A 24,600-nucleotide genomic window follows, 5' to 3' on the forward strand; every position below is an offset into this window, starting at 1 on the left:
GAACAAATCAAGAATATTCTCAAGGAAGCTGAACAAGAAAATCAAAAAGCCGAAACTTTGAATCAACAAAAAGAGACAGCTAAAAACAAAATAAGTGGATTTTCTTCATTAGATACTAAAAAACAAGAAGAATATAAACAACAAATTTCATCAGTATCTGATGAAGCGAAAGTTGATGAAATTCTAAAAAGAGCTGAAGCAGAAAACAAGAATGAAGAAAGTAAAATATTAAACCAAAAAAAGAAGAAGCAAAAAATAAAGTTTTAGAATTTGGTACCGAGGAACCAACATTCTTCAACAAAGCGTTTGAATATTATGAAAAAATAGGGAATGCTAAAACATTAAACGATGTTGAAAAAATACTAACTCAAGCACAGGAAGAATACAATGCTGTTAAAAGTAAGGTGAGTTAATATAATTAATTTATACAATTTATTGATAGAACAACAAAACTTCAATATTTAACATATGCTTAGTCATAAATATTTAAAATAATTTCTTAAAAACCTTAAACAAAGGCGCATCTCTTTTAAAAACATAAGGTTTTTTATTATTAGACATTAATAATCTTATTGCAAAACAATAAAAGAAACCAACCAAACTCTTTTATGGAAATAAAGAGATATAGTTCAAATATACTTTTAATTTAACATACTTGTTAATTATAAAACGGTGAACTAAATAATTTGAATTTTCTAAAATGAATTCATATCTACTACACCATTAGATTTTTAATACTTTAACCAGAAATCATCATTAAGTATTTAAGCTGCATATTTTGAGATGTTATTAAAAATATTTTAAATAAAACTTGATTTTTATTGGTAAAAATGTGCTTGTTATTTATTTACTAGTATTATAATTAATAGATTTTTGCTTTGTGCATAAGTCAATTTTTTATTCTAGAAAGTACTTTAATATATGAGCAAATTTATAAATAAGAAAGGTCTTATCTTAATGGTAAGCACGATCCTTATTGGATCATCAATTGTAGCAGTTGCTGCTGCATGTAATGATAAAACACCTAATCCATCAAAGAATAAAGAAACTAACACTCAACAATCTTCAAGTTCAACACCAAAAGATATGACTGGACAAGAAGATAAAATGAAACCTATGGCACAAGCCGAACAAACAAACAAACAAACAAACAAACAATAATCCCAACACAAGTCATAATCATAACAACTCAACAATGGAACCAAACTCAAAATCAGGTGATGAAATAAAGAATGGTTCAAAAACTGATGAGAATAAAAATAACTTAGGCAACTCTAGTGCAAATAGTACTAAAAAGCAAAATGCTAACCCACCTGTTGTAAAAAACGGTAATCAAGCACCTACTCAACCAAAAACAGAAGAAAACCCAACACCTAAAAATCCAAATCAAACCAATGGAAATAAAGTTGATAAAAACTCAACTGAAATTGAATCTGCTAAAAACGAATACAATAAAACAAGAGAACAACTAAACACTCTTCTTAAATCATTAGACGAAAGTTCAGATTTTGCTGAAATAAAAGAAAAATTAATGCAAGAATCTGCAAAGATTGATGCGAAAACAAAAGCCAATCAAACAAAAGATGGATATTTAAAAGCTAAGGATAAATTAGAAAAAGCTATTTCTGAAGCTACTAAATCAAAGAACACAAAACAAAATGAAATTAACAAATTAAAGGATGAGACAAAAGAACAGTTTGTTCCAATTGCAGCGAACCAACCAGAAATTTTTAATAGCAAGGAATTATCAGATTTCTTAAAAAAATTAAAAGAACAAAAAAGCACAAAAGAAATTAATGATTTAAGTGACGGGTTCAAAAAACAAATAAGTGAATTTCAAGAAGAAAGTAAAAAATATCAATCACAAAAAGAAGTTGTTAATAGTTGAATTAAACAAAATTTAAATGAAGATAAATATAGTGAAATTAAAGGCAACTTTTTAAGTGAAATAGATAGAATTAATAAAGAAGTATCAAATCGTGATTTGAATAAAAATAAATTCATGAAAGCCATTAATGACTTAAATGAAAAGAAACAAGAAGCTGAAACTAAAAAGAAGGAATTAGAATCAAAAGTAAATGCCGCTATTTCTGAAGTTAAACAAATGGCTAAAAATTCTATACTTTTCGAATTAGATCTACAAGAAGAGCATTTTACTAAATTAATAAATCAAGCTAAGAATACTTCGACAATAGATGAAATATTAAAAGATGCAAGAGATAAATTTAAGTTCTATACATCATAGATTTTTTTGTATTTATCAAAAATTAAAGCATGAATAAAAACCGCCACTTTGTCTAAAAAGAAAGCGGTTTTTTATATTCTCCCCATACCTGAATCCTTATAAATTAGCAAAAAAGACCCATTTTTGATTAAATATCAAACAACCAAAAGCTTACCAAAGTAGGTTTTTTCTAGATGAAATAATTTTTTGTTATAATAGTCTTCCAAGGTTAATTAATATATTTAATTAGATATTGGCACAAGATTTATTGGCTTAATATAATAGGTATTCTTATGAAATTAAAACAGAAAATTATAATTGGAATTGCAGTTGCAACTAGTATTGCAGCTACTGCTATAGCTTTAGGGGTTGCTTTTGGAGCAACTGGTTTTGAAAACAACACAAATGTTAAAACTATTGTTTATAAAACAAAAGTTGATGAGAAACAAAAAGAAACTGACGATTTACCTCCTGAAATCGAAGAACCTAAAAAAGAAGAGAAAAAACCAGAACCTAAGCCAGAACAACCAAAAGAAGAAATTATTGAAGAAAAGCCAAAGGAAGAAAAACCTAAAGAAGAGATAAAGCCAGAACCAAAGGAAGAGCCGAAAGAAGAACCTAAAAAAGAACCAGAACCAGTTCCTGAACCAACACCTGAACCCAAAAAGATAGAGGAGGAAGACATCAAGAAGAAATTCCCTGATCTTATTGAATCTGATAAACCGATCGAACCTCCAAAAATTGATTTTAAACCAGACACATCAAAAGAACCAATTTTAGCAGATGATCCTGAAAAACCAGTTATTGAACAAAAGATTCCATCTCCGCGAAAAACAAAAGTTCAATTTGAAGGTGTTGATATTGATGTAATTGTTCGAGACAAACCAAATAGAAAGTACTACCAATCAGATATCGACAAAGGACTAGTAGGTCCAGATCCATTTATTGCTGATACTACACCAGACATTGAACATGTGTTTGTAACTGAACAATTTAGACAAGCAGGAATTAAACATACTAAAAGTCGTTTTAATGAATTTATTGGTAGTGCAGGAACAAGTGGACTAAATAAAGAGTTTAGAACAAGAAAAGCAGATGGTGACTTATCTTTATTAATTAGTCAGAATGAACAATATTGACAAAGACAAATTGAAAGATTCATTCGTTTATTTCAAACAGATCGAGTTAGAGATTTCTTAACTCCAGAAGGTTATGAAAAGTATCCAGAATGAACTGTTGAGAAATTCAAAGAAGAGCTTGAAAAATTCGAACTACCACGACACCCATATGCTAGTGATGAATCGCACGCAAACGAAGTTAGAAAATGAAAAGCACAAATTCCTAAACGTGCTGAACAAATGCGATATGTTAAATTGCTTGCTCACTTAGATGAAAGCAAATTCAAAATTTATTCACCAGAAGCAGAAGAACAACTTAAAAAAGGGTATATTCCAGACGATCGAAACCTTTACATTAACGAACGTGGTGAAATCGATTCAAACGCTTATTCACCATTACCTGGTTATAATAAAGTTGTAAATTCAATTAAAAGACAAAACAAAGAACGTCGTGCTATTCCTTATGATTCTGAATACACAAGAACACCAGACCAAATTGTTCAAGGAAGTTATCCTGGTTGAACAAGAGAAGATGCTAAAGGTGATTCTAGATTCACTAAGTATAATATAAACAACATTCAAGGAATTGGCGTTTATAAATTAACACGTCCTCAACAAAGTGATGGTAGTATTAATGAAGCTTTAGTAGTTGAATTTGATTTTAATGATAATTTAGCTTATGAGAAATCTCGACAATTAGTTAGAGATCTTAAAAATGACGGTATCACTATTAATTCTTATCGATTTAAGAATGTTGGTAAGAAATCAAATGATCAAAAGATGATTGATATCTTAAAAGAATTACCTGAAACTTTAGATCAATTAGAAATCTTCTTTGAGAACCAAAATACTTCTTCATTATTAGCATTAAGAAGTAAGAAGTTAATTAAAGAATTAAGTTTATATACAACATCTAATGCTTTGGCTGAAGAATGATCAATTAACCCATTAGCTTTAATGAATGTTAGATGGATAAACAGTTTAGATTACAATGTTCCAGTTGATGCTCCACAAGGAGTTAGATACCCTTCTCGGATTGTATTTAATAATTTAGCTTTTGATGAAGAGAATATTGATACAAAATACACAACCGATTGAAAACGGCGTTACAGACACATTAACGATGGATTAAGAATGGCTTATTGAGTTCGTAACAATGAAGGGATTTTCCAAACTATGGGTTCTGGACTAAATCCTGATCATAATGAAAAAGGAAATAGTTATCCAACAGGTTTAGATTTATCTAGAACAAGTCTTAAATCATTAAGAGGTTTATTGTTTGAAGATAAGAAGAATCCAGCAAATGGTAAACGATTATTAAGAAGATTAGTGTTAAAGAATAATAATTCAGAATTTGAAATTGATGCATCTGAACTAAATGAATCACAATTTGATGTAATGGATCGAAGTCCAATGCTAATGCCACCAACTAAAATCCTTTTCTCAAACGGGAAAACAACTACTCATATAAGAATTACAGATACTAGCGGAGTTGGTTTAAACTCAACTGGTTTTGAAAACTTAAGTATCTTAAAACAATTAGCAGTAGATAATTTCGGAAACAATGAAATCAGAGTTGATAATCAATATGCTAATTTATCTAAATCACTAACTGAACGTGGTTATAAAGTATCTGGTGATCAACATCTAGAAATTACATAATAAATACAAATAGCTTAAAATATAAGTGAGGTGCTATATGAAAAAAGTAATTAATAAAAAATGATTAGGATTAATTGTTGGTTCTGTATTTGTTTTATCTGCAACAGCAGCTGTAGCTGCTTCATGTAATAATGAAAAGAAAGATGATAATCCTCAACTTAATCAACAATCTCAAACTAACTCAGTAACTACACCACTTCTTGATCCAAAAGATACATCTAAAGAAGGTTATAAACCATCTAATGAAGATTTAGCTAAAATTAGTAAAGCTGCAAATGATTTAAATGTTACATTTACTCAATTAGCAAACCGACCAAACTTAAAATCATCAGATATAATGTTTGATCAAATTGAACAAGAATCAATTAAGTTTGAAATCAAAGGTAATTATGCTAACGAATTTGAAGGTAAGGTAGCAAATATTGCTCCAGATCTTGATGAACATAACAATAATGTTTCATTCCGTACAGGTAAAGCAAAAATTATTCTTGAACTTAAGCATATTCCAACTAGTACTAGTGTAACTAAAACAGTATTAATTGATGACTTAAAAAGTAATCCCGCTAATGCTAACTCTAAAGGTCAAATTCAACATATTGCTAGAGCTCCATCTAAGAGTGAGGTCAATAACTATTTAACTACATATACTCAATTAGAGAGATTTGAAAAAGATAATAACCCTTATGTTGAGAGTTTAAGAAGATACCGAGCTACAAGCCAAGGACTTCCAGCTGATGCTCCTTTATCTGATGTAATCAAAAATGTTAAGGTTACAGAAAATCAAAAAGCAGAATTTGATAAAAAAGCAAAAGCACTTAACTTAGATACATATGATAATCAAGCTGTTAAAGCTTGAACTATACCTAGTTATGATGAAACAGGAAAAGTTACTGGTTTAAATATTCAAGATAATCCTGGTCAACAAGCAAGTTGAGTTGATTATTACAATAGACTAGCTTATAGATCAAGTGGTCTTGCTAGAACATTAACCAACCAAACTTATAAAGATATAGCATTACAAACTTATATCATTAAATTCACTAATCAAGATCCAGAACATCCACATGATGAGCTTAAAAGTGTTATAAATGGTGGTACTGCTTGAATTCTTGACTATGAAAAACCAACGAATGGTAGTAAATACCCAACTAAATGGTATTTAGCAACTAACATTCACGTTGCTAATGATTTAACTGATGAAACTAAAAATTTATCTTTAACTAGAATAAATAATGATGTTGGTATTGGTAAAACATTAAGAATTGATGGTTTAGATGATAACTTTAGTACTTTCATATTTGATATGAAAAAAATGAAAAAGAAACCAAAAGTTGTTTATAAAGCTGTTGACTTCTTAAATAAAGATCCAAGTGATTACTTAGTTGAAGAACAAAAGCAAAAGTATAAAGATTACAAAGAATATGCAGATTTTGCTGTTATTGAAATTGATCTAAGTGGTGTTGAAGAAAATGCTTTAGATTATGGTAGAAATCCACTTTCTAATTTCCCTAGAGAAGATTTAAAAGACGGAGAAAAATTTGCTAGACATATGACAGATGGCTATGCAGAAAAGTCTGAAGAAAAGAAAATTAAATTCTTAAAAGAGTCATATTTAAAGAATTATAAAAAAATTGATGTTCCTTTAGCTGATCTTAGCAAGGATGCTAATAAAGATAAATATGATTTCTTATATGCTTTAGGATATCCATCATCAGTTGGTGATTACTTCTTAAAACAATATGTTGATGACGATCAAAAATTAGTTGCTAAATGACATAGAAGTCTTTGAATTAATCAAAATGAAAAATTCTATGAAAAGATTTCTGTTAATGAATTAACTAATGAATCAACATTTAGTAAAGAAGAATTAGAACGTGGTAACATTATGTCTTATCAAATTGGCCTAAGAACCTTTATTGATAAACCAGGGTTATCTGATGCGTTTATTGGAGTTCCGTTTATTACAAAAGAACCGCTAGAAACTAAAGTTACTGATGACCAAAATAAAGAAAAATCAGTCAAATTAATTCAAATGGGATTACAATACTTACCTCGTCACTACGAACCAACAGGTGGTGCTTCTGGTAGTTCGATCAGAAACCAAAAGAATGAACTTGTTTCAATTTTCCACTCTTCTTTCTTAAATACAATTACTGGATTATCAGCAGCATTTAGATCTGAAGGATTTAATTATAACGGTTTATATGGTGATTACAATCTTCCGCAATATGATTTAATTTATGGTGGCGGACAAGATCAGAAAAAAGATAAATATGGATCATTTAAAGATGCATTAAAAGCGATGTATCCAAATAGTAATATGAAAACAGCTTTATTCCCTGAAGGTGTAGATCATGAATATCAAGAATTTAAATTTACTGAACTTGCCAAGCCATCATCATCATCATCATCATCATCATCATCATCAAACAACTAATTAATAATCATTTAAATAAAGTTAAAAAAACATTAGGTTATCACACAAGAAACCTAATGTTTTTTATTAACTATTCAATCAAAATACTATTTCTTAATTGCTTTATAAAATCAAGGAACAGAATATTTAAATGGATGATTTAAAGCTTGTCTTAAAATCATATGTCCTACAGAGTTTTTAAATGATTTAGAATCAATTGGATTTTCATTTTCTCAATTAATACCAAAGAAGTTATTGGTTTGATTATCATAAAAATAACCAAAACTTTCACTACCCCTATTTCCACCCCGTCATGTTGCTACATAATCACCATCACCTGCTCAAACAGCTGTTCCTGAGTTTCCTTGTCCAAATTTCATTGGTGAATAGTTTGGATATTGTTCAAATGAGAATTTTTCATCAAGGATTTTAGGTCTAAAATCAACATAACCTGTCATAAAACCTCAATTTGGGAAACCAATATGAGCAAATGGATTTAATACTGGTACAACATTATTGTAGTGATCAATTGATTGGTTCATTTTAGTTGGTTTTTGATTTAAAAGGTTTTCAAACTTTTTAATTAAATCAGATTTAAAATTCATTTTAGCATCCATTAAAGCTTCATCATAAGTACTATGAGTTAGTTGAATATCATAAGATGAGTTTGATGCATTTCCTTGTTTATTAACTAATTCGTTTACTGAACTATGGTTATAATTACTTGATCTATTATTTCCAACATAAAGTAATTTAGTTCATTTTTCTTTTTCTCTACTATCAGTAAATTGTAATGGTGTTGTGTTATCAAATTGGTTGAATTTATAACCATTATATAGTCAAGAATCTCATTTATTTAAAGCTAAACCAAACCACAATCAATCACCACCATGAATTTCAAGAGCTTCTTTTGAATTCTTTGGATAAACACCATTATCATTGGCATTGTTGTTAGCAGCAAATTTACCAACATGATAATTAGAAATGTAATATAAGCTTAAGTCACTTGGATCATCATTTACCTTAGCTACAAAACCACCAGATCCATGACCACCAACTCTTGTAACATATTTAAATGAGTTATCTCTTACCTTATTTATTAACTCTCAGTCTCGATTTGTAGTTCCTCAATCATCTCTTATTCATTGAACATCTGGAATGAAACCATCATGGTGTTTTCAATAAACGTTTTGGTTAGGGTTGTAGATTGTTTTATTTGCATAATATGATGCATCGTTATAAAGTAAATGTACATCATCTTTAGCTGATGTGTTAACTTTATTGTAATCATATAAATTGGTTTGACCTAATCCAAAATCAGATTCATTTTGAATTGAGTTAGTATATGACATACTAATTTTCATTGAAACATAAGGCATAATAACTGCTCTATTTTGATCAAACATACTATCACCATTAGGATATTGGTTTTGTGGTAAACCTAACTTAATACCATATGGTGAATCAATTTTAAAACTAAAGTTAATGTTATTATTTTCGTCATAACTTATTGTTAATAAATAATTAATATTGATTTGTTTGTTATCTACTATTTCAGAGAAAGCGCCAGAGTGTTTAAATGGCTCTTTAATTAATTTTTCAAAATCAACTTTAACTTTTATTTTGTTATCTTCAGATATAACTCTTACTACCTTTTTATGATCAAAAACAAGCATATTAGCGAATAGTTCTAAATCAAGAGATCGGTTGGTTGAATCCTTGCTTAATAATGTGTGTTTGATGTATTTATTATTCATTGTTCAAACAGCTTCATTACTTTGTTTTAAGCTTCATCTTGCATCATGAATATGAGGTTCTAATTCTCTTATTCTTTTCACTTGTTGATTATCATAATAAACAGTTTTTAATTTATCATTGATATCTCAATTTAATTCTTCTTCTAAATTGTTTGTATCTTGTTTAGTGTTGCCAACTAAATACCAGTTTTTAGCAGTTATTCATTGTTTGTTGTAATTAAAAACTTTAAAACGAACAAACATTTTATCAGCTTGATATTGCTTCACTTCAGCAATTTTAAAATAGTCTTTTTTAATTTAAAATCTTTATAAATAATGAAATTATCATCAATTAATAAATCTTTGTTTTGTTCGCTATTCTTTAAAGTTATTGCTTGGTTTAGTTCTTCCAGATTATTTTTTCATTCTTGTGCTGTTTTAGAAGCAAGAAGTTCCTTGTTAAATGATAAATTATCATATGTAATATTATTTAACATTATTTCTGGATATAGATTCTGTTCATAATCATTGATTATGTTATTTAAAGTAAAGACTTTATTTGGGCTATATCTTTTTGTTCTATCTTTTTTGTCAACGAACCCTATTCTAAAACTTATCTTATAGTCTTCTAATTCTTTTATATCATAGAAATAGTAGAATGTTTGAGATATTAAATAATTAGTGTCAGCGTTGGATAGTGATATGTTTGGTGGTGTTGAACTTTGGTATTGATCAATATATTCACCAGGTTTTTGGTTATCACTAGTTGATAATGTGGTTTTTTCGTATCTCCATTTTAATCTTAAAAAATAATTAGCTTTAATACTTGCTTTTTGGGCAAGCAACTTTTTGATGTTTAGATTTCTGTAAAGAGTAAAGCTCTTTTCATTTACTGCTCTTCCTTGTACTTTTCTAAAATCAATGTCTGCTTCATTTAGTTGATTGGCAGCTTCTATAATTATTTGGTCTAATTGATTATCTGATTTAAAATCATTAGCTACAAAAAACTCATTATTTTTTGGTTTGATAAAATCTTCGTATTGATATCTTTTGAAGTGTTCAATTTTATGAGTTATTTTAGTTGCTGTATCAACTCATTTATATTCACTATTTTCATCTTTTTGTTGAATCGATCATTGGATTTCAGCAGCTCCACCAAATTGATCACCAGCATCATAAGCCTTAACAATACTTTTAGGAGCAATTCTATATTTACCAAAGGTTGGTAAATCATATAACTCCTCTAATTTTTCAATAGCTTGATCTGGATAAATATCACTATGAGTTATTTTTGAATTTCGTTTAAGAAAGATTCTTAATAAGATTTCAATTTTTGATTTAATTATGTCTTCTGCTTTTTTATAATCAATTTCATCTGGATTATCAGCTTTTAAGAAATCAAAAGTTTGTTTAGTAGTTAATTCTTTTTCAAACAACACATTACCATTAAATAAGAATTGAACAGTTGCTACTAGTTTTTGATCTTTATATTCTGGTATAGCTTTAATTTTGTATTCAAAACTCTCTTGTAAATATTTATGCTTTCTTGAAACAAACGGGTGTTTTTGATCACTATAAAAAACAAACTCTTGTGGTTTATTTACTTTATCAAGATCAAAAGCTGTTTTAAATTCATCAGCCTTTAAACGAGATAGTTCATAATAATCAACATCAAAAATCTGATCTAATTCACTAATTGCTTGTAATTTATTAATTTGTTCAACAACTTGTGAATATTCTAATTTAAAGTTAATAGTTTTTGATGATGTTAATGATTCGTTTATTTTATGAGTAATTTTATATGTAATGATTGATTCACTATAATCATTGTTTAGTTTAATGTTATCAACTTTAAAATCTAAGTCTAGGGTGTTTAAATTTTTAAGTAATATAGAAGCTGTTTGATTATTTAAAGATGTTACTTTCATAAACCTTTTTAAATCTAAAGCTTCTCATTTTTTAAGATTCTCATCAACTATATTATTTGCATTAAATTGGTTGTTAACGTGATTAGTAAATACAGAATTTAAACTTGAACTATCATTAGTTGTTTTCTCTCATTCACTAATTTCTTTATTAAGTTGATTAATTTGTTGATCAGAAGATAGCGATCAGAAATGATATTATTGTTTGTTAATAAGATTTTATAAAAAGCAAAAGCTTTGTTTCCACCATATTTATTTTTTACAATATTGTCTTTAATCTCTTTTATAGTTGCATTTAATTTAACATAGTTAGGATTAGTGTTTGATTGTTGTTTTAAGTTGTCTTTATTAATTGGTTTAGATTCTGGGGTTGTTTGGTTTTTGTTAATTGATTCTAATTGTTTGTTTTCTTTGTTTTCATTGTTTAATTGATTAGGATTATTTACTTTGTTTGTTTTGTTGGTAGTGTTATCTTTTTTATCTTTTTTATCTTTATCTTCTTTAGAGTTGTTGTTGTTGTTGTTGTTGTTGTTGTTGTTGTTGGTTGTCTTAATTAACTTCTCTAAATCTAAATGAAGTTGATTTTTAATGAATGATTGCAACTCTATCACTTTGATGTAATAAGAATCTAAAAAAGTTGGATCATTGAGTTTAGATAAGTTTTCTGATTTTAGTAAGTCGCCAATTTTTGGTTTTAGTTGTTGTCTTTGATTGTTTGATATTTTAGCTAAATCAACTTGTTTTAGAAGTTTAATGAATGCATCAATTTGTTGTCTAATTTTTTGTTTATTAGCATCATTACTTTTATTTAATTGTTTTGTTTGTTGCTTCTTATCAACTTCTTGTATTGGTTTAGAATCTTCTTTTGAACATGTAATTAAAATAGAAGTAGGAACTGAAGCTACTACTAACCCAGCAATTAAACTATAAACTACTTTTTTCTTAGTCATATTATTACCTTAAATTAATATGTTAAATAACACATTTACTAATCAATTAACAATTGATAACTAATTATAAACCATTATTTTAATAGCTAAAATTAAATTAGTTTGAACATTTTAACACTTATTCTTTTAATTATAGACAAACAAAAATCCCACTAGTTTTAGGGGGATCAATATTAATAAATTTATTTAAAAACTACCTGATGAAACAGAACTAAATGGCTTGTTCTTATCATCTTCTTTTTGTTCAATCTTCCGATTAAACTCTTCTTGTTCTTTTGTGTTCGTTTGGTGTGTAGCTAATACAAGTTCTGTTGCTTTGTTTCGATAAGCTAATTTTTCTTCAATTGTTAAATCAACAAATTTCTTTTGATCAGCTTCTATTAGTTCATCTTCTTTTGCTGTAATATTATCAAATAAATAACTAGATAAAGATTGTTTTTGAGTTATTACAAAATGATCATATTGGTTCATAATCTCGTTAAGATTATTTAAATAGTACTCACTTCTAGGATCATCTTTTTCTTGTTCTAATTTAGCTATACTTGCTTTTGTTGATTGTTCTAATGAAATCTTAAGTGAATAGAAATTCATAAATCCAACAACAATAGTAGCAAATAAAATAACAACTACAAATAAAGCAATATACATATTTTTCTTTGCATTAAATGCAGCTACTAAATTAGTATGATAAGCTATAAATACTTGATCTGTTTTATAGGCATTAAAACTAGATGGAGCAATAGCATTTGCTACAGTATCACTACTTGCAAAATCTACTCCAATACCAATATAAGAGAGCATAAAAGCAGCTAAAGCAAAACCAGATGCTAAATACATTGTAGTAAACATATTATGTTTTAAGAACTTAGGGCTTATTGGATATTCTAATTTAGCTTTGATTTTTTTATTTGCAAAATAATATCCAACAATAATTCCTGCACTTAACATTAATAAGACAATAGGAACAATATATCCAGCAAGTGAGTATTCATTAAAAGGTTTTAAGCTTTCAATAAAATACCCATTATTATGATTAAATAATTTTTCTATATCATTTGTTTGTAATTGTTCTAAGTTGTTAATATCAATGTAAGGTTTGAATTGGTTATATCAAACACCAAAACCAACAGCAATACTAACAACTCCTAAAATTCCAACTAAAACAATTAGATAATTAACTAAGCGTTGTTGCATACTACTCCTTTCTAAATACAAGTATTAATCAGATTAGCTAATAAATATAAACTAGCAGTTTCAGATCGTAAAATCGTTTTTGTTAATTTAATAAATATTGTGTTTGTTAATTGTTTAAGTTCATCTATTTCTTCTATAGCAAAACCACCTTGTGGTCCAACTACACAAGCGATTTTAGTAGCTATTTTAATATTTGTTAAATAATCATTAAAATAGTTAACTTGTTCATTCTCATAAGCAACAATGATTAAATCAAAATCAGATGCTATTTTAATCAATTGGCTAAAACTAGTTTGTTCATAATAATTCATTAAATTAGTTCTAGCTGATTGTTCACTTGCTTCTTTAATGATTTTTAAGACTCGATTAGTTTTAATTAATTGTGAATCATTAACATACTTAGTTATTAATTGATAAAAGTTAACAATACCAAGCTCTGTTGCTTTTTGTACACTTCATTCAAAATTAGAAGGTTTAATACTTGCTTGAAATAAACTAATTTCTTTATTTAATTCACTATTAGTATTTAAAAAGGAAATAGTGTTAACTTGAAGTGGATCAAGATTAATGATTTCAGCTAAATATTTTTGGTTATTGTAAACAACATTAATTTGTGATCCAACTTTCATTCGCATCACATTAACTATATGATGTTTATCTTCTGTCTCTAAATAAACACGCTTGTTTTTAATTTTATTAACAAAGTAAGTTTGCATTATTTAATTAAACGATCTAAAATAGCATTAATATATTGAAATGAAATAGCATCACCAAAGTTTTTAGCAGTAATAATTGTTTGATCAATTAAAACATCTTTTGGTGTTTTAATAATGATTGATTCCGCATAAGCAGCAATTAATAATGATCGATCAACTAATGATAAACGTTCTCATGATCAGTTAGTATTTAAGAATGGTTTAATTAAGTTAATGATTTGATCACATTCTGCAATAACATACTCAGCAGCTTTTAATCATTCATCACTAAAATCAAAATGTAATAAAGCATTTTCAACCATTTTTAATGTATCATTTTTGTTTTGTAAAAAAGCGTAACTAAATTGAAATAACTTAACCCTTTTTTGTCATTGTGTACGCATCTATAAATCAGCCCCTAAACTAATACGTTTAGTATAAATTCCTAAATTAGAATGAATAAAAGCTGATAGATGGTTTTGGATATTTCTAATTTCTGCTAAATCAATTAATTGGTTTTGTTTTGGTTTAATCATGACATTAATATCTAATTCATTATCATCAGCTAAGCTAACTTGTAATTGATTTAATTCTCAAGAACCATTTAAGAAGACAGATAAGTTTTGTTTGATGTATTGTTGTAAATCATCACAACTGATTTTAATGCTACCTTGCTTTGAATTATTAATTACAATTAATTTCTTCATTACTATTTAGCTCTTCCCACATACTGTCCATCAGCTGAGTTAATAACTACTTTTTCGTTTGATTTAATAAATTGAGGAACTTGGAATTCTCATCCTGAATTTAATCAAGCACGCTTTGTAGCCATTTGTACAGAGTTACCTTGAACAGCTTCTTCAGCTTCTTTAATTGTTACTGTTAATTGATCTGGTAATGAAACACCCATGATTTCATTTTCATAACGCATAATTGAAACTTCTGTTTCTTCTTCAATGAAGTTTTTTTCTCATTGAATTTGATCATAAGGAATTGAAATTTGTTCATATGTTTCATTATCCATAAACACATATCCAACCCCATCATCATAACTAAACATCATTTTTAGTTTTTCGATCATTGCTTGTTCAACTTTTTCACCAGTTAATACTTCAACTGTAATTGCCCCAGTTCTTAAGTTTTTAACTTTACATTTAACAATTCCTTCACGCATTGCTGTTTTGTTAAATGAGTTTTCTAATACTTGATAGATGTTATTTTTAAAATGAAAAGTGTGACCTGGTCTTAAATCTTTTGCATGAATAATAGTTGCCATTAGTCTTTACCTCGTTAAGAACACAATATATAAATTATACAAAATTAAGCATTATATATTTAGAATAAAAATAATAAACTAGTTGATTAAAAAAAGTAATTATTTAACGAATTAAGTAGTAGAGATAACTAAAGGAAAATATCATTATGATTTTTGCAAACAAAGGAATGTGCTTTGAAACCTTAATCAACCAATCTATCTATCGGTTTAATTACTCTTATAATGCTTTTTTTATTAAAAGAAATCTTAAAGTTAAAATCAATAAAATTGAAGACAATAAAGTAAGTGGGCAGTTAACTTCTAAATCACAAGCTGATTATTATGGTTTTTATCAAGGATATTATTTTGACTTTGAAGCTAAACAAACAGTTAATGATTATTTTGATTTAAACCAAATTAAAGATCATCAATTTAATCATTTAAAATTAATTGCTAATAATAAAGGAATCGCTTTTGTATTAGTTGGTTTTGTTAGTTATCAGAACTATTTTGCAATCAAAATTAATGACTTAATTAAGTATTATCAACAATACAAAAAGAAAAAGATCAGTTTAGAATGATTTCAAAATAATGCAATTACATTACATTTAATCTTACCTGGCATCTTAGATTTTGCTGATTTAGTTAACCAATTAATAAGGATGTAGCTTTATAATATACAAATATAAATACTAAAATAAAGGAATGGATGAGATGGTTCTTAAAACTAAAAAACAAAAAATAATAACAGGATTATGTGCTGCATTACTTATTCCTGCTTTAATATCAGTTCCTATTTTAGCTACTTATGTAAATCAAAAACAACCAATAAAAGAACTAAATAACCAAACCCCAACTAGAATTAGTGAACTATCTGATTATGAACAACATATTGAAGAAACAGCTAATGATAATGCTGTTGATTTCTTCGTTAACGATTGATCATCTTCATTTGGGTATTTACACCAAATTAGTTTAATTTATGCTAAACAAGCTATTAATAAAACTAATAAAATAGCATCTAAGAAAACAATTGTTTTAGTACCTGACCCTGAATTTAGTCACTCTGATTATTATTTAAATCATAAACGCGAAAACAAAGCAGCAACAAGAGCTAATTGAAACCAATTAGCAAATGATAATGTGTTTTTATACAATAGTTATAAAGATACTAGAGCTTATAAAGATAATCCACCAACAGTCCCTATTATTAGTGAGTTTAGTTCACAAACAATTGATTACCATCTAAGTTGGTTTGATCAAGATCAAAAATATAACTTCTATTTACATCATTTCTTTTTTGATCGATTAGTTGATCAAAATGAATGATATACAATTTTACGAATGATTAAACAAGCTAATAAGATTGTTTTAATTCCAGATGGTAATGCTGAACTTAGATATAGTTATTATGATTATTTAAAACATATCAAAAACCTTAAACAAGCAAATATAGCTTTTGATAAACAAACACTTAATCAACATATAACTAATATTAAGAACTTAAAAAGCGATCAAGAACTTAATAACTATTACAACAAACAGATGCAAGGTAACATTAGCTTACTAACAGCAATGTTTAATTCTGATTTGTTTGTAGATATTGGAATTGAACCTGATTTTTATAAAACATCAGCTTTTAGTGAAATCTCTGATCATTTATATCCAATCATTAGAAGTAATTTAAACTTTAAATCAGTTGCTGATAAATTATTATTAACTGATGATGCTCGAGTTTGATTCATTAATAAATATCAATCAAGTTTCTTTTTAAATGATAAAAAACTAACTGATTTTATTATTTCTAAAAATAAAACAATAGATATTAATAAACCAAATCTAGTTTTTGTTGGTTCATCACTTTTTTATAAAGAAGATCCTAAAAACAATGAACATGTTTACAAAGAACTAAGAGCATGAGTAGCTGAAATCAAAAAGAAATATCCTAATGCTAATCACATTTTTAAATTACATCCAATCTTTAATGTTTTAGATCAAGAAGGATATATTAGAAGGTTCTTTGATGAAGAGAATATCATTATCTTATCAAGTACCATTCCATTTGAAAACTTATTATTAGTTGATTATTATAATCATTTAAATAACAAAAATGATTTTAGTTTTTTAAATCAAAAAACTTATTTATGAGGTTTTCAACCAACAACTTCTTTAATTGTTACATCAACCTATATTCTCAACTCACTTGATTACAACAATAAAGCCTTAGATATGTTTGATTTAAATAATTTCTTAGTTGCTCAAACTTATGATGTAGTTAAAAGGGGCGATCATAAGATTGGAGTTAATTATAAACCAGTTAATATAAAACATATTGATACAAGCTATAAACCACTAGTTGAGCTTAAAAAACTAAAACCTTATAAATTAACTTAAAACATCTATAAAAAGCTTATTTTTTTAAACTAGCAAAATGATTTGCTAAGTGTTAAAATATAAATAATGTAATATTTTGTATACAACAACGAAGTTAGGGATATTAAATGAAATTTTTTAGAAATTTGCTATGAGCAATTTCATTACCATTCGTTGCAGTTTATTTATTAGTTCTTATCGGGTTAGCTAGATTAACTGCCAAACGATATTTAAATGATAAAGATAGCGTTGATTTGTATGAACGTTATAACAAAGTGATGCGAATCGTTAATGGGATTTTATATTTAAAAAACATTAAAGTAGAAGTTCATAACACTGATTTTAAAATTGCTAATAAACCAATGTTATATGTTGGGAATCATAAATCAAATGGGGATGCACTAGTTTTATTAAAAGCTTTACATAAAAGAAGTATGCAATGCATTAGCTTTGTAGCTAAAGTAGAACTTAAAAAAAGCTTTTTAGCCCCATTGTTTGATTTATTAGATGTAGTTTATATTGATCGTAATAATTTAAGACAAATTATCACTACAATTCCAGATCAAGAAGCATTATTAAAAGATACTAATCGAGGACTTGTTATTTTCCCTGAAGGAACACGTAACTTTAGTGATGAATTTAATGAGTTTAAAGCCGGAGCATTAACTGCTGCTTATAGTACAAAAGCAACAATCCAACCATTTACTATCTTAAACTCAGCAGGTTCATTTGATAGTAAAGATCACAATAACAAACGATATAAAAAGTTATGATGAAACCAAAAGGTAATTGAAATCAAATTCTTAGATCCAATTAATGCTGTTAAATATATGAACATTAACAAAGAGAAAATGATCAAACAAGTTCAAAACAACATTAAATCAACATATGATGAACTAAAAAGCACACAAACTAAAAGCCTTAAAAGTAAAAAATAGTTAGGTTATAAAGTATGCAAGAAATTAAAAAAAGCATTTTTGAATATAAAACAATTGATTATAATGGTCCACTTGATACCTTATGTGTGTTAATTAAACAAAAACGAATGGACATTAATAATCTAGATATTGTCACCTTAGCTGATCAATATGTTGCATACATTAATGAATCAATTCTAAATACAGATCTTGATATATTAGCTGACCACTTAGCAATGGCTAGTTATTTAGTTGAACTTAAAACCCGATATCTTTTACCAAACCAAAATCCTGTTGATTTTAAAACAATTGAAGAAGATCGAAAAAACTTAATTGATCGATTGATCCAATATAATAGTTATAAAAAAGTAGCTGAACACTTATCTCAAAGGTTTGATTTTAGATCAACTATGTACGATCTTCCTCAACAAGACTATGAACCCTTTTATAGTGATCAATTTGTTTATAAACCACTTCCTAATAGTTTAAATCCAAACATCTTAAAAGAACTAATGGATAAAATTATTTTTGAATATGAACAAAGACAACAACAGATCATAAATGAAAAAGAAGTTGTTGAATATGATGTTAATTTAATAAGAAGTAGTTTAATTTATTATTTAAAGAAACAACCAGATTACACTAGTTCAATTATTAAATATTTTTTAGACCAACCATCAGTTAACAGAAATAGACGTTTTTTAGCAATTACTTTTTTAATTATTCTTGTTTTAATTAATTATGGTAATCTAACATATCAAGCACTTGAGAATGATTATTTAATTACTTATAATGAAGTTATTAATAATGATCAAAACACATCTAATGAAATTGATATAGAAGATAATGATTTAATTAAACAAGTTCAAGAAAGTACTGCTCTTTTAAGTGAAGCTGTTAATAAAAAATTAAGAGGTGATAGTGATGAATAATAATGATAAATTTAAAAATAAAAAAACTTCATTAGATGAAGATTTATCTAAATACACACTACATGCAAAAAATAAAATTGATGAAGATGATGATAATCAACAACTAGGGTTAAATAATGATGTTTATAATCATTTTGATGATTTCAATGATGAAACTGATAAAGAGTTATATTCATTATCTAAAACAAATAGAAACAAAAAAAGTAAAATTGTTATTAAAAATCAAACAAATGAAAATTTAGATGATTCAACAGTTTTAGCTAATGAAGCAACTGATAATAATTCAGTTAAAGTAAACTCAGGTGAAGAATTTTTAAAACTATTAAATTCAAAAGTAGCTAGAGATAAAGCGAATTTAGCAGCAAATAATACAGCTGAGCAACAAAAGCTTGAACAAGTTCAAAAAACAATTGAACAAACAGCTAAAAATTATGATAAAAATACTATTCGTAACAAACTAAAACCTACTAAAAACTTTGATCAACAAAAACAAGAGTTTGCATTAAACTATGATCAACAAGAAGATGATATACAAAGTGAAGAAGTAGCAATCACATTTAAAAATTCATACAAACAATCATCTTCTAAACCAAAAAGCAATCCTGTTAGTTTTAAAAACAGTTTTGAAATTAAACAGCTTAATCCTGATGAATTAATTAATTTAAAATCAGTAATTGAATCAACACTTTATTTAGCTGGTGAAACTGGTGCTTCAATGCACGATTTAAAAAGAACAACTCAACTTGAATCAAATCAAATCAAACTAATTCTTAATGAATTACAAAAAGATTACGATCAACAAGAATCAGGGGTATTATTGGTTCAATTTGGTGAGAAGTTTAAAATTATTACACAATCAAAAAACAAAGAAGCTCTTGGTCGGTTTGTAACATCAACTCAAAAAAGTCCACTTAATCAAAGACTACTTGAAACTCTTACAATTATTGCTTACAACCAACCAACAACTCGTGGATTTATTGAATCAATTCGTGATAAAGATCCTAAACCTGCAATCGATTCTTTAATCAAATTAGGTTTAATTGTTGAAGCAGGACACGCTAAAACACCTGGTCATCCAATTTTATATGTTGTAACACAAAAGTTTTATGATATGTTTGGAATTAGAACAGTTGCAGACTTACCTAAATTAAATAAAGAAATCAAAGATTTCAATCCTTTAGAAGAATAAATCTAGCTTAATACAAATATTAATTAATCTAGTTTTACTTTAATGATAAAATATAAATTATGTGCGAAGAATAAGCATTTGGTGATAATAAATGAAATTAATAGAAAAGAATCAACTACTATCTAAAATTATTTTTCTTGTTCAAGCAACAGAGCAGGAATGAAAAGAAGCAAGTGATAAAGCGTTTGATAATGTTGCTAAAAAAGTTGCTCAAAAACTAAAATTACCTGGGTTTAGAAAAGGTAAAGTACCACTTACTGAAGCTAAGAAATATGTTGATAATATTGAAGTTTATAAAAGTGCTGTTAAATTAATTGCTCCAGATGTAATTAAATTTGTTGAACAAACTTCAGAATTCAAAGATGATGATTCAGAAACAATCGATGTTCCATCATTCGCTTTAGAAAATATTGATGATCCGCAAAACCCAATTTTTAGCGTTAGTTATGATATCTACCCAAGTGTGACAATTTCTAAATATGATGATTTAGTTTTGTATTTACCTAACTTAGCTGTATCTGAAACTGAAATTGAAAATGAAATTACTCATGCTCAAAAACGATTATCAAAAACTGTAGAAAAAGTTGAAAATGCAGTTATTGAAAAAGGGGATATTGCAACTTTTAGTTTCTTTGGTAAGATCGATAATCAACCATTTGAAGGTGGAGCTGCTGAAAGTTTTGATCTTGAAATTGGTTCAAACCAATTTATTCCTGGTTTTGAAGAACAAATGCTTGGACTTAAAAAAGGTGAAGAAAAATCATTAGATTTAGTATTCCCTAAAGACTACCATGTTGAATCATTAGCAAACAAGCCTGTTGTTTTTGATGTTAAGATCAGTAAGATCTCTACTGTTGTTGTTCCTGCTCTTGATGATGATTTTGCTAAACAACTTAATTTAAAAGATGTTGAAACTTATGATCAACTTAAAGCAAGAATTAGCGATTTAATTCTAAAAGCTAAAAAAGAAAACTACAATGAAATGGCTACACAACAAATTACAAGCGCATTACTTAGCCGTTCAACAATTACAGAAATTCCACAAACATTACTTGATCGAGAATTCACAACACTTGAACAACAAATTAAGATCCGTTTAAATGAAATGGGTGTAGATTTAAAGAAATATCTAGAAATCACAAACAAATCTGAAGAAGAATTCCGTGCTGGTTTATATGAACAAGCTAAAGATACAATTAAATTAGCTTTAGTAATTAGCAAGATTGCTGATGAACAAAACATTGAAGTTTCTGATGAAGAAGCTAAAGAAAAAACTTTAGAAATGGCTCAATACTACGCAGGTGATCAAGAATTAACTAATAAGTACTTAGCTGAAAACTTAGAATTAGTAAAAGAATTCACTACTCACCGAAAAGTAATGGACTTTATTATTGAATTAAATAAAAACAACAAACCAGCTGAAGAAGAAACTGAAGCTAAAGAAGAAAAAGCAACTAAGCCAGCTAAAAAAGCTGCTGCTAAACCAAAACCAAAAGCAAAAAAATAATAGGTTAGTAAATATTAAGCTTTAAATATCAAACACCATTAAGTGCTTGATATTTTTTTATCCAAGTTTCTATTTTAAATATTAATAAAATTAAACATATCATAATTAGTTATCAATTAATACATAAAACAGTGATTACAATTAGCACTCTTTTATGCTATTTGCTAATTATTTATGTTATAATTTATGCTATATCCATAATAATCTACTCAGATTATAAAGGACAATGAGTTATTTATTATATAATAACCAATCATAATAAGGGAGGTCGTATATGAGCGAACTAAAACCAATTTTAATAACACGTGGAATTACAGTTTTACCATATGAAGAAGTTGAAGTAGATGTTGGTCGTCCTAAGTCTATTGAAGCAATTAAATTGGTAATGAAATCAACTGATCGTCAATTAATTATGATTACACAACGTAATTATGATCAAGATGAAGTCCATTTATTCCGTGATGTTTATGATGTCGGTACGCTTGTTGAAATTGTTTCAATGATTGGTGATGATGAAGATGGTTATAAGATTGTTGTTAGAGGAATCAAACCAGTTGGAATTTTAGCTGATAGTCATAAAATTAGTGAGATTGAATATGAATATTATGATTTAATTGGTAATGAAACTTTATCATCTAAAGATTTAACTTTATTAGATCGTATTAATTCAGAAATTTTTGACATCGTTAATAATCGTGCTTATTCAAAAGACATCGTTATCCCTAATTTAATTGATCTCCTTCGTTTTGAAAAAGATCAATTCCCTTATTTAGTAGCTGCAAAGTATATTGTTGCAATTCGTCAAACTAAGGACGATATGATCAACTTTGAAGAAAAATCAGCTAAATATCGTTATGAAATCATTAACCAATCAAGTCGAGTTAATGCTGCAAAAGTTATTCGTTCTAAGTTATTTGATTTATTAGCTGATAAAGAAGCGATTAAGCGTAAAGTTGATGATGATATTAATGCTTTAATGAATGAAGCAATGCAAAAACAACAACGTGAATTCTTTTTACGTGAAAAACTAAAAACAGTTCGTGAACAACTTGGTGAACTTAGCTCTCGCGAAGATGAAGCTGATAAGATGCGTAAAAAACTAGAGAGCAAGAAAATGCCAGCAGAAGTTAAAGAAAAAGCTTTAACTGAAATTTCACGTTTTGAATCAGCAATGTCAAGTAATGAATCTTCTGTAATCAAAGCTTATTTAGACTGAATCCTAGATTTACCTTGATCTGAAGAATCAACTGATAATACTGATTTAGAAAAAGTTAAAAAAGTATTGGATTCAAACCACTACGGTATTGAAAAAGTGAAAGAGAGAATTCTTGAATACATTAGTTTAAGAGTTCGTAACAACAACATCAAAGCTCCGATTATTTGTTTAGTTGGACCTCCAGGGGTTGGTAAAACTTCACTTGTATCATCAATTGCTGAAGCTTTAGATAAACCATTTGTAAAAGTAAGTTTAGGTGGGGTAAAAGACGAATCAGAAATACGTGGACACCGTAAAACTTATGTTGGAGCAATGCCAGGACGAATCATTAAAGGAATGAAAAAAGCTGGGGTTGTTAACCCATTATTTTTATTAGATGAAATTGATAAGATGGGATCTGATCATAAAGGTGATCCAGCTTCAGCTATGCTTGAAGTTTTAGATCCAGAACAAAACAAACGATTCTCAGATCACTTCATTGAAGAAGAATATGATTTAAGTAAAGTAATGTTTGTTGCAACAGCAAACTACTACCAACAAATTCCATATGCTTTAATTGATCGTTTAGAAATTATTGAACTATCAAGTTATACAGCAATTGAAAAACGAGAAATTGCTAAAACACACTTAATTCCAAAACGATTAGCTGATGTTAAATTAGATGCAAATATGTTAGTGTTTAGTGATGAAGTTATTGATTTTATTATTAATCACTATACAAAAGAAGCTGGAGTACGTGAACTAGATCGTCAAATTAGTCACGTTGTTCGTAAATACATTGTTGAACAATTATTTCACAACAAAGATAAATTTAAACCAATCGTTTTAACAGTTGAAAAACTTAAAGAATATCTAGGTAAAATCAAATTCGATTACACTCATAAAGATGAAATTGCAATTCCTGGAATTGTTAATGGAATGGCATATACATCAGCTGGGGGCGATTTATTACCAATCGAAGTTAACTACTCTTCTAATGGTAAGGGGGGTAATGTTGTAATTACTGGTAACCTTGAAAAAACAATGAACGAATCAGTTAATGTTGCTTTAGGTTTTGTTAGAGCAAATGCTGATAAATATGGTATTGATAAAGATTTAATTAACTTTAAAGATATTGATATTCATGTTCACGTTCCACAAGGTGGAATTCCTAAAGATGGACCATCAGCAGGGATTGCTATTACAACAGCAATTATTAGTGCATTAACAAACCGACCAGTTGATACTAAAATCTCTATGACTGGAGAAATCATGTTACGTGGTTTAGTTGGTATTATTGGTGGAGTAAAAG

At 27.5% G+C, this 24,600-nt stretch carries 20 protein-coding genes; 12 read left to right on the forward strand and 8 right to left on the reverse strand.

What is annotated here, in order from left to right; all coding sequences use genetic code 4:
• The 5 genes from UDIV_RS00350 to mip form a co-directional block, all read left to right on the forward strand.
• Nucleotides 1–267: GA module-containing protein (locus tag UDIV_RS00350; protein WP_038101618.1), on the forward strand; the 267-nt coding region annotated here is incomplete at its 5' end.
• A 654-nt stretch (nt 268–921) separates the two neighbouring features.
• A complete protein-coding gene (locus UDIV_RS00355) occupies nt 922–1,161 on the forward strand; it encodes a Vmc-like lipoprotein signal peptide domain-containing protein (RefSeq protein ID WP_156021853.1) in 240 nt (79 codons plus the stop codon).
• Between the two features lie 34 nt (nt 1,162–1,195).
• Nucleotides 1,196–2,245: a hypothetical protein gene (locus tag UDIV_RS00360; protein ID WP_038101623.1), complete on the forward strand. Its 1,050-nt coding sequence runs from the start codon at nt 1,196–1,198 to the stop codon at nt 2,243–2,245.
• A gap of 272 nt (nt 2,246–2,517) precedes the next feature.
• The gene (locus UDIV_RS00365; protein WP_038101626.1) at nt 2,518–5,004 is read left to right on the forward strand and encodes a putative immunoglobulin-blocking virulence protein; all 2,487 of its coding nucleotides are present in this window, start codon (nt 2,518–2,520) and stop codon (nt 5,002–5,004) included.
• A 37-nt stretch (nt 5,005–5,041) separates the two neighbouring features.
• On the forward strand, nt 5,042–7,441 hold the full coding sequence (mip, locus tag UDIV_RS00370; RefSeq protein WP_051749356.1) for an Ig-specific serine endopeptidase MIP: 2,400 nt from the start codon (nt 5,042–5,044) through the stop codon (nt 7,439–7,441).
• An 86-nt stretch (nt 7,442–7,527) separates the two neighbouring features.
• Here the strand turns inward: mip and UDIV_RS00375 are convergent, their stop codons facing one another.
• The 8 genes from UDIV_RS00375 to efp all read right to left on the reverse strand — a co-directional run bounded on the left by UDIV_RS00375 (nt 7,528) and on the right by efp (nt 15,196).
• Nucleotides 7,528–9,420: an MGA_1079 family surface serine endopeptidase gene (locus UDIV_RS00375; protein ID WP_038101629.1), complete on the reverse strand. Its 1,893-nt coding sequence runs from the start codon at nt 9,418–9,420 to the stop codon at nt 7,528–7,530.
• Nucleotides 9,375–11,084, reverse strand: a complete 1,710-nt coding sequence (locus tag UDIV_RS00380) for a hypothetical protein (RefSeq protein WP_038101632.1) — start codon at nt 11,082–11,084, stop codon at nt 9,375–9,377. Before UDIV_RS00380 ends, UDIV_RS00375 begins: the two co-directional genes overlap by 46 nt.
• Nucleotides 11,085–11,182: 98 nt before the next feature.
• On the reverse strand, nt 11,183–12,031 hold the full coding sequence (locus UDIV_RS00385) for a hypothetical protein (protein WP_038101635.1): 849 nt from the start codon (nt 12,029–12,031) through the stop codon (nt 11,183–11,185).
• A gap of 186 nt (nt 12,032–12,217) precedes the next feature.
• The gene (locus tag UDIV_RS00390; RefSeq protein ID WP_038101637.1) at nt 12,218–13,225 is read right to left on the reverse strand and encodes a hypothetical protein; all 1,008 of its coding nucleotides are present in this window, start codon (nt 13,223–13,225) and stop codon (nt 12,218–12,220) included.
• Nucleotides 13,226–13,236: 11 nt separating this feature from the next.
• Nucleotides 13,237–13,941 carry an RsmE family RNA methyltransferase gene (locus UDIV_RS00395; protein WP_038101640.1) on the reverse strand — a complete coding sequence of 235 codons (705 nt, stop codon included), beginning with the start codon at nt 13,939–13,941 and terminating at the stop codon, nt 13,237–13,239.
• On the reverse strand, nt 13,941–14,324 hold the full coding sequence (locus UDIV_RS00400; RefSeq protein WP_038101643.1) for a transcription antitermination protein NusB: 384 nt from the start codon (nt 14,322–14,324) through the stop codon (nt 13,941–13,943). The genes UDIV_RS00395 and UDIV_RS00400 overlap by 1 nt, the downstream gene beginning before the upstream one ends.
• Entirely contained in the window at nt 14,325–14,627 is a 303-nt protein-coding gene (locus tag UDIV_RS00405) for a hypothetical protein (RefSeq protein WP_038101646.1), read from the reverse strand.
• A 2-nt stretch (nt 14,628–14,629) separates the two neighbouring features.
• Nucleotides 14,630–15,196, reverse strand: a complete 567-nt coding sequence (gene efp / locus UDIV_RS00410) for an elongation factor P (RefSeq protein ID WP_038101649.1) — start codon at nt 15,194–15,196, stop codon at nt 14,630–14,632.
• A 146-nt stretch (nt 15,197–15,342) separates the two neighbouring features.
• On the opposite strand from efp, the gene UDIV_RS00415 reads away from it, so the two are divergent.
• The 7 genes from UDIV_RS00415 to lon all read left to right on the forward strand — a co-directional run.
• A complete protein-coding gene (locus UDIV_RS00415; RefSeq protein ID WP_038101651.1) occupies nt 15,343–15,843 on the forward strand; it encodes a Holliday junction resolvase RecU in 501 nt (166 codons plus the stop codon).
• Nucleotides 15,844–15,889: 46 nt separating this feature from the next.
• Nucleotides 15,890–17,569 (forward strand): hypothetical protein, encoded by a 1,680-nt coding sequence (locus UDIV_RS00420; RefSeq protein ID WP_038101653.1) that lies wholly within the window; start codon nt 15,890–15,892, stop codon nt 17,567–17,569.
• Between the two features lie 107 nt (nt 17,570–17,676).
• Complete coding sequence (locus tag UDIV_RS00425) at nt 17,677–18,486, forward strand: lysophospholipid acyltransferase family protein (protein WP_038101655.1); 810 nt, start codon at nt 17,677–17,679, stop codon at nt 18,484–18,486.
• Nucleotides 18,487–18,500: 14 nt separating this feature from the next.
• Entirely contained in the window at nt 18,501–19,397 is an 897-nt protein-coding gene (locus tag UDIV_RS00430; RefSeq protein ID WP_038101663.1) for a segregation and condensation protein A, read from the forward strand.
• Nucleotides 19,390–20,586: an SMC-Scp complex subunit ScpB, long form gene (locus UDIV_RS00435; RefSeq protein ID WP_038101665.1), complete on the forward strand. Its 1,197-nt coding sequence runs from the start codon at nt 19,390–19,392 to the stop codon at nt 20,584–20,586. Before UDIV_RS00430 ends, UDIV_RS00435 begins: the two co-directional genes overlap by 8 nt.
• A 91-nt stretch (nt 20,587–20,677) precedes the next feature.
• Nucleotides 20,678–22,093, forward strand: a complete 1,416-nt coding sequence (tig, locus tag UDIV_RS00440; protein ID WP_051749358.1) for a trigger factor — start codon at nt 20,678–20,680, stop codon at nt 22,091–22,093.
• Between the two features lie 274 nt (nt 22,094–22,367).
• On the forward strand, nt 22,368–24,600 hold a 2,233-nt coding region (gene lon, locus UDIV_RS00445), incomplete at its 3' end, for an endopeptidase La (RefSeq protein ID WP_038101667.1).

The sequence above is a fragment of the Ureaplasma diversum NCTC 246 genome, assembly GCF_000731915.1.
Classification (GTDB): Bacteria; Bacillota_I; Bacilli_A; order Mycoplasmatales; family Mycoplasmoidaceae; genus Ureaplasma; species Ureaplasma diversum.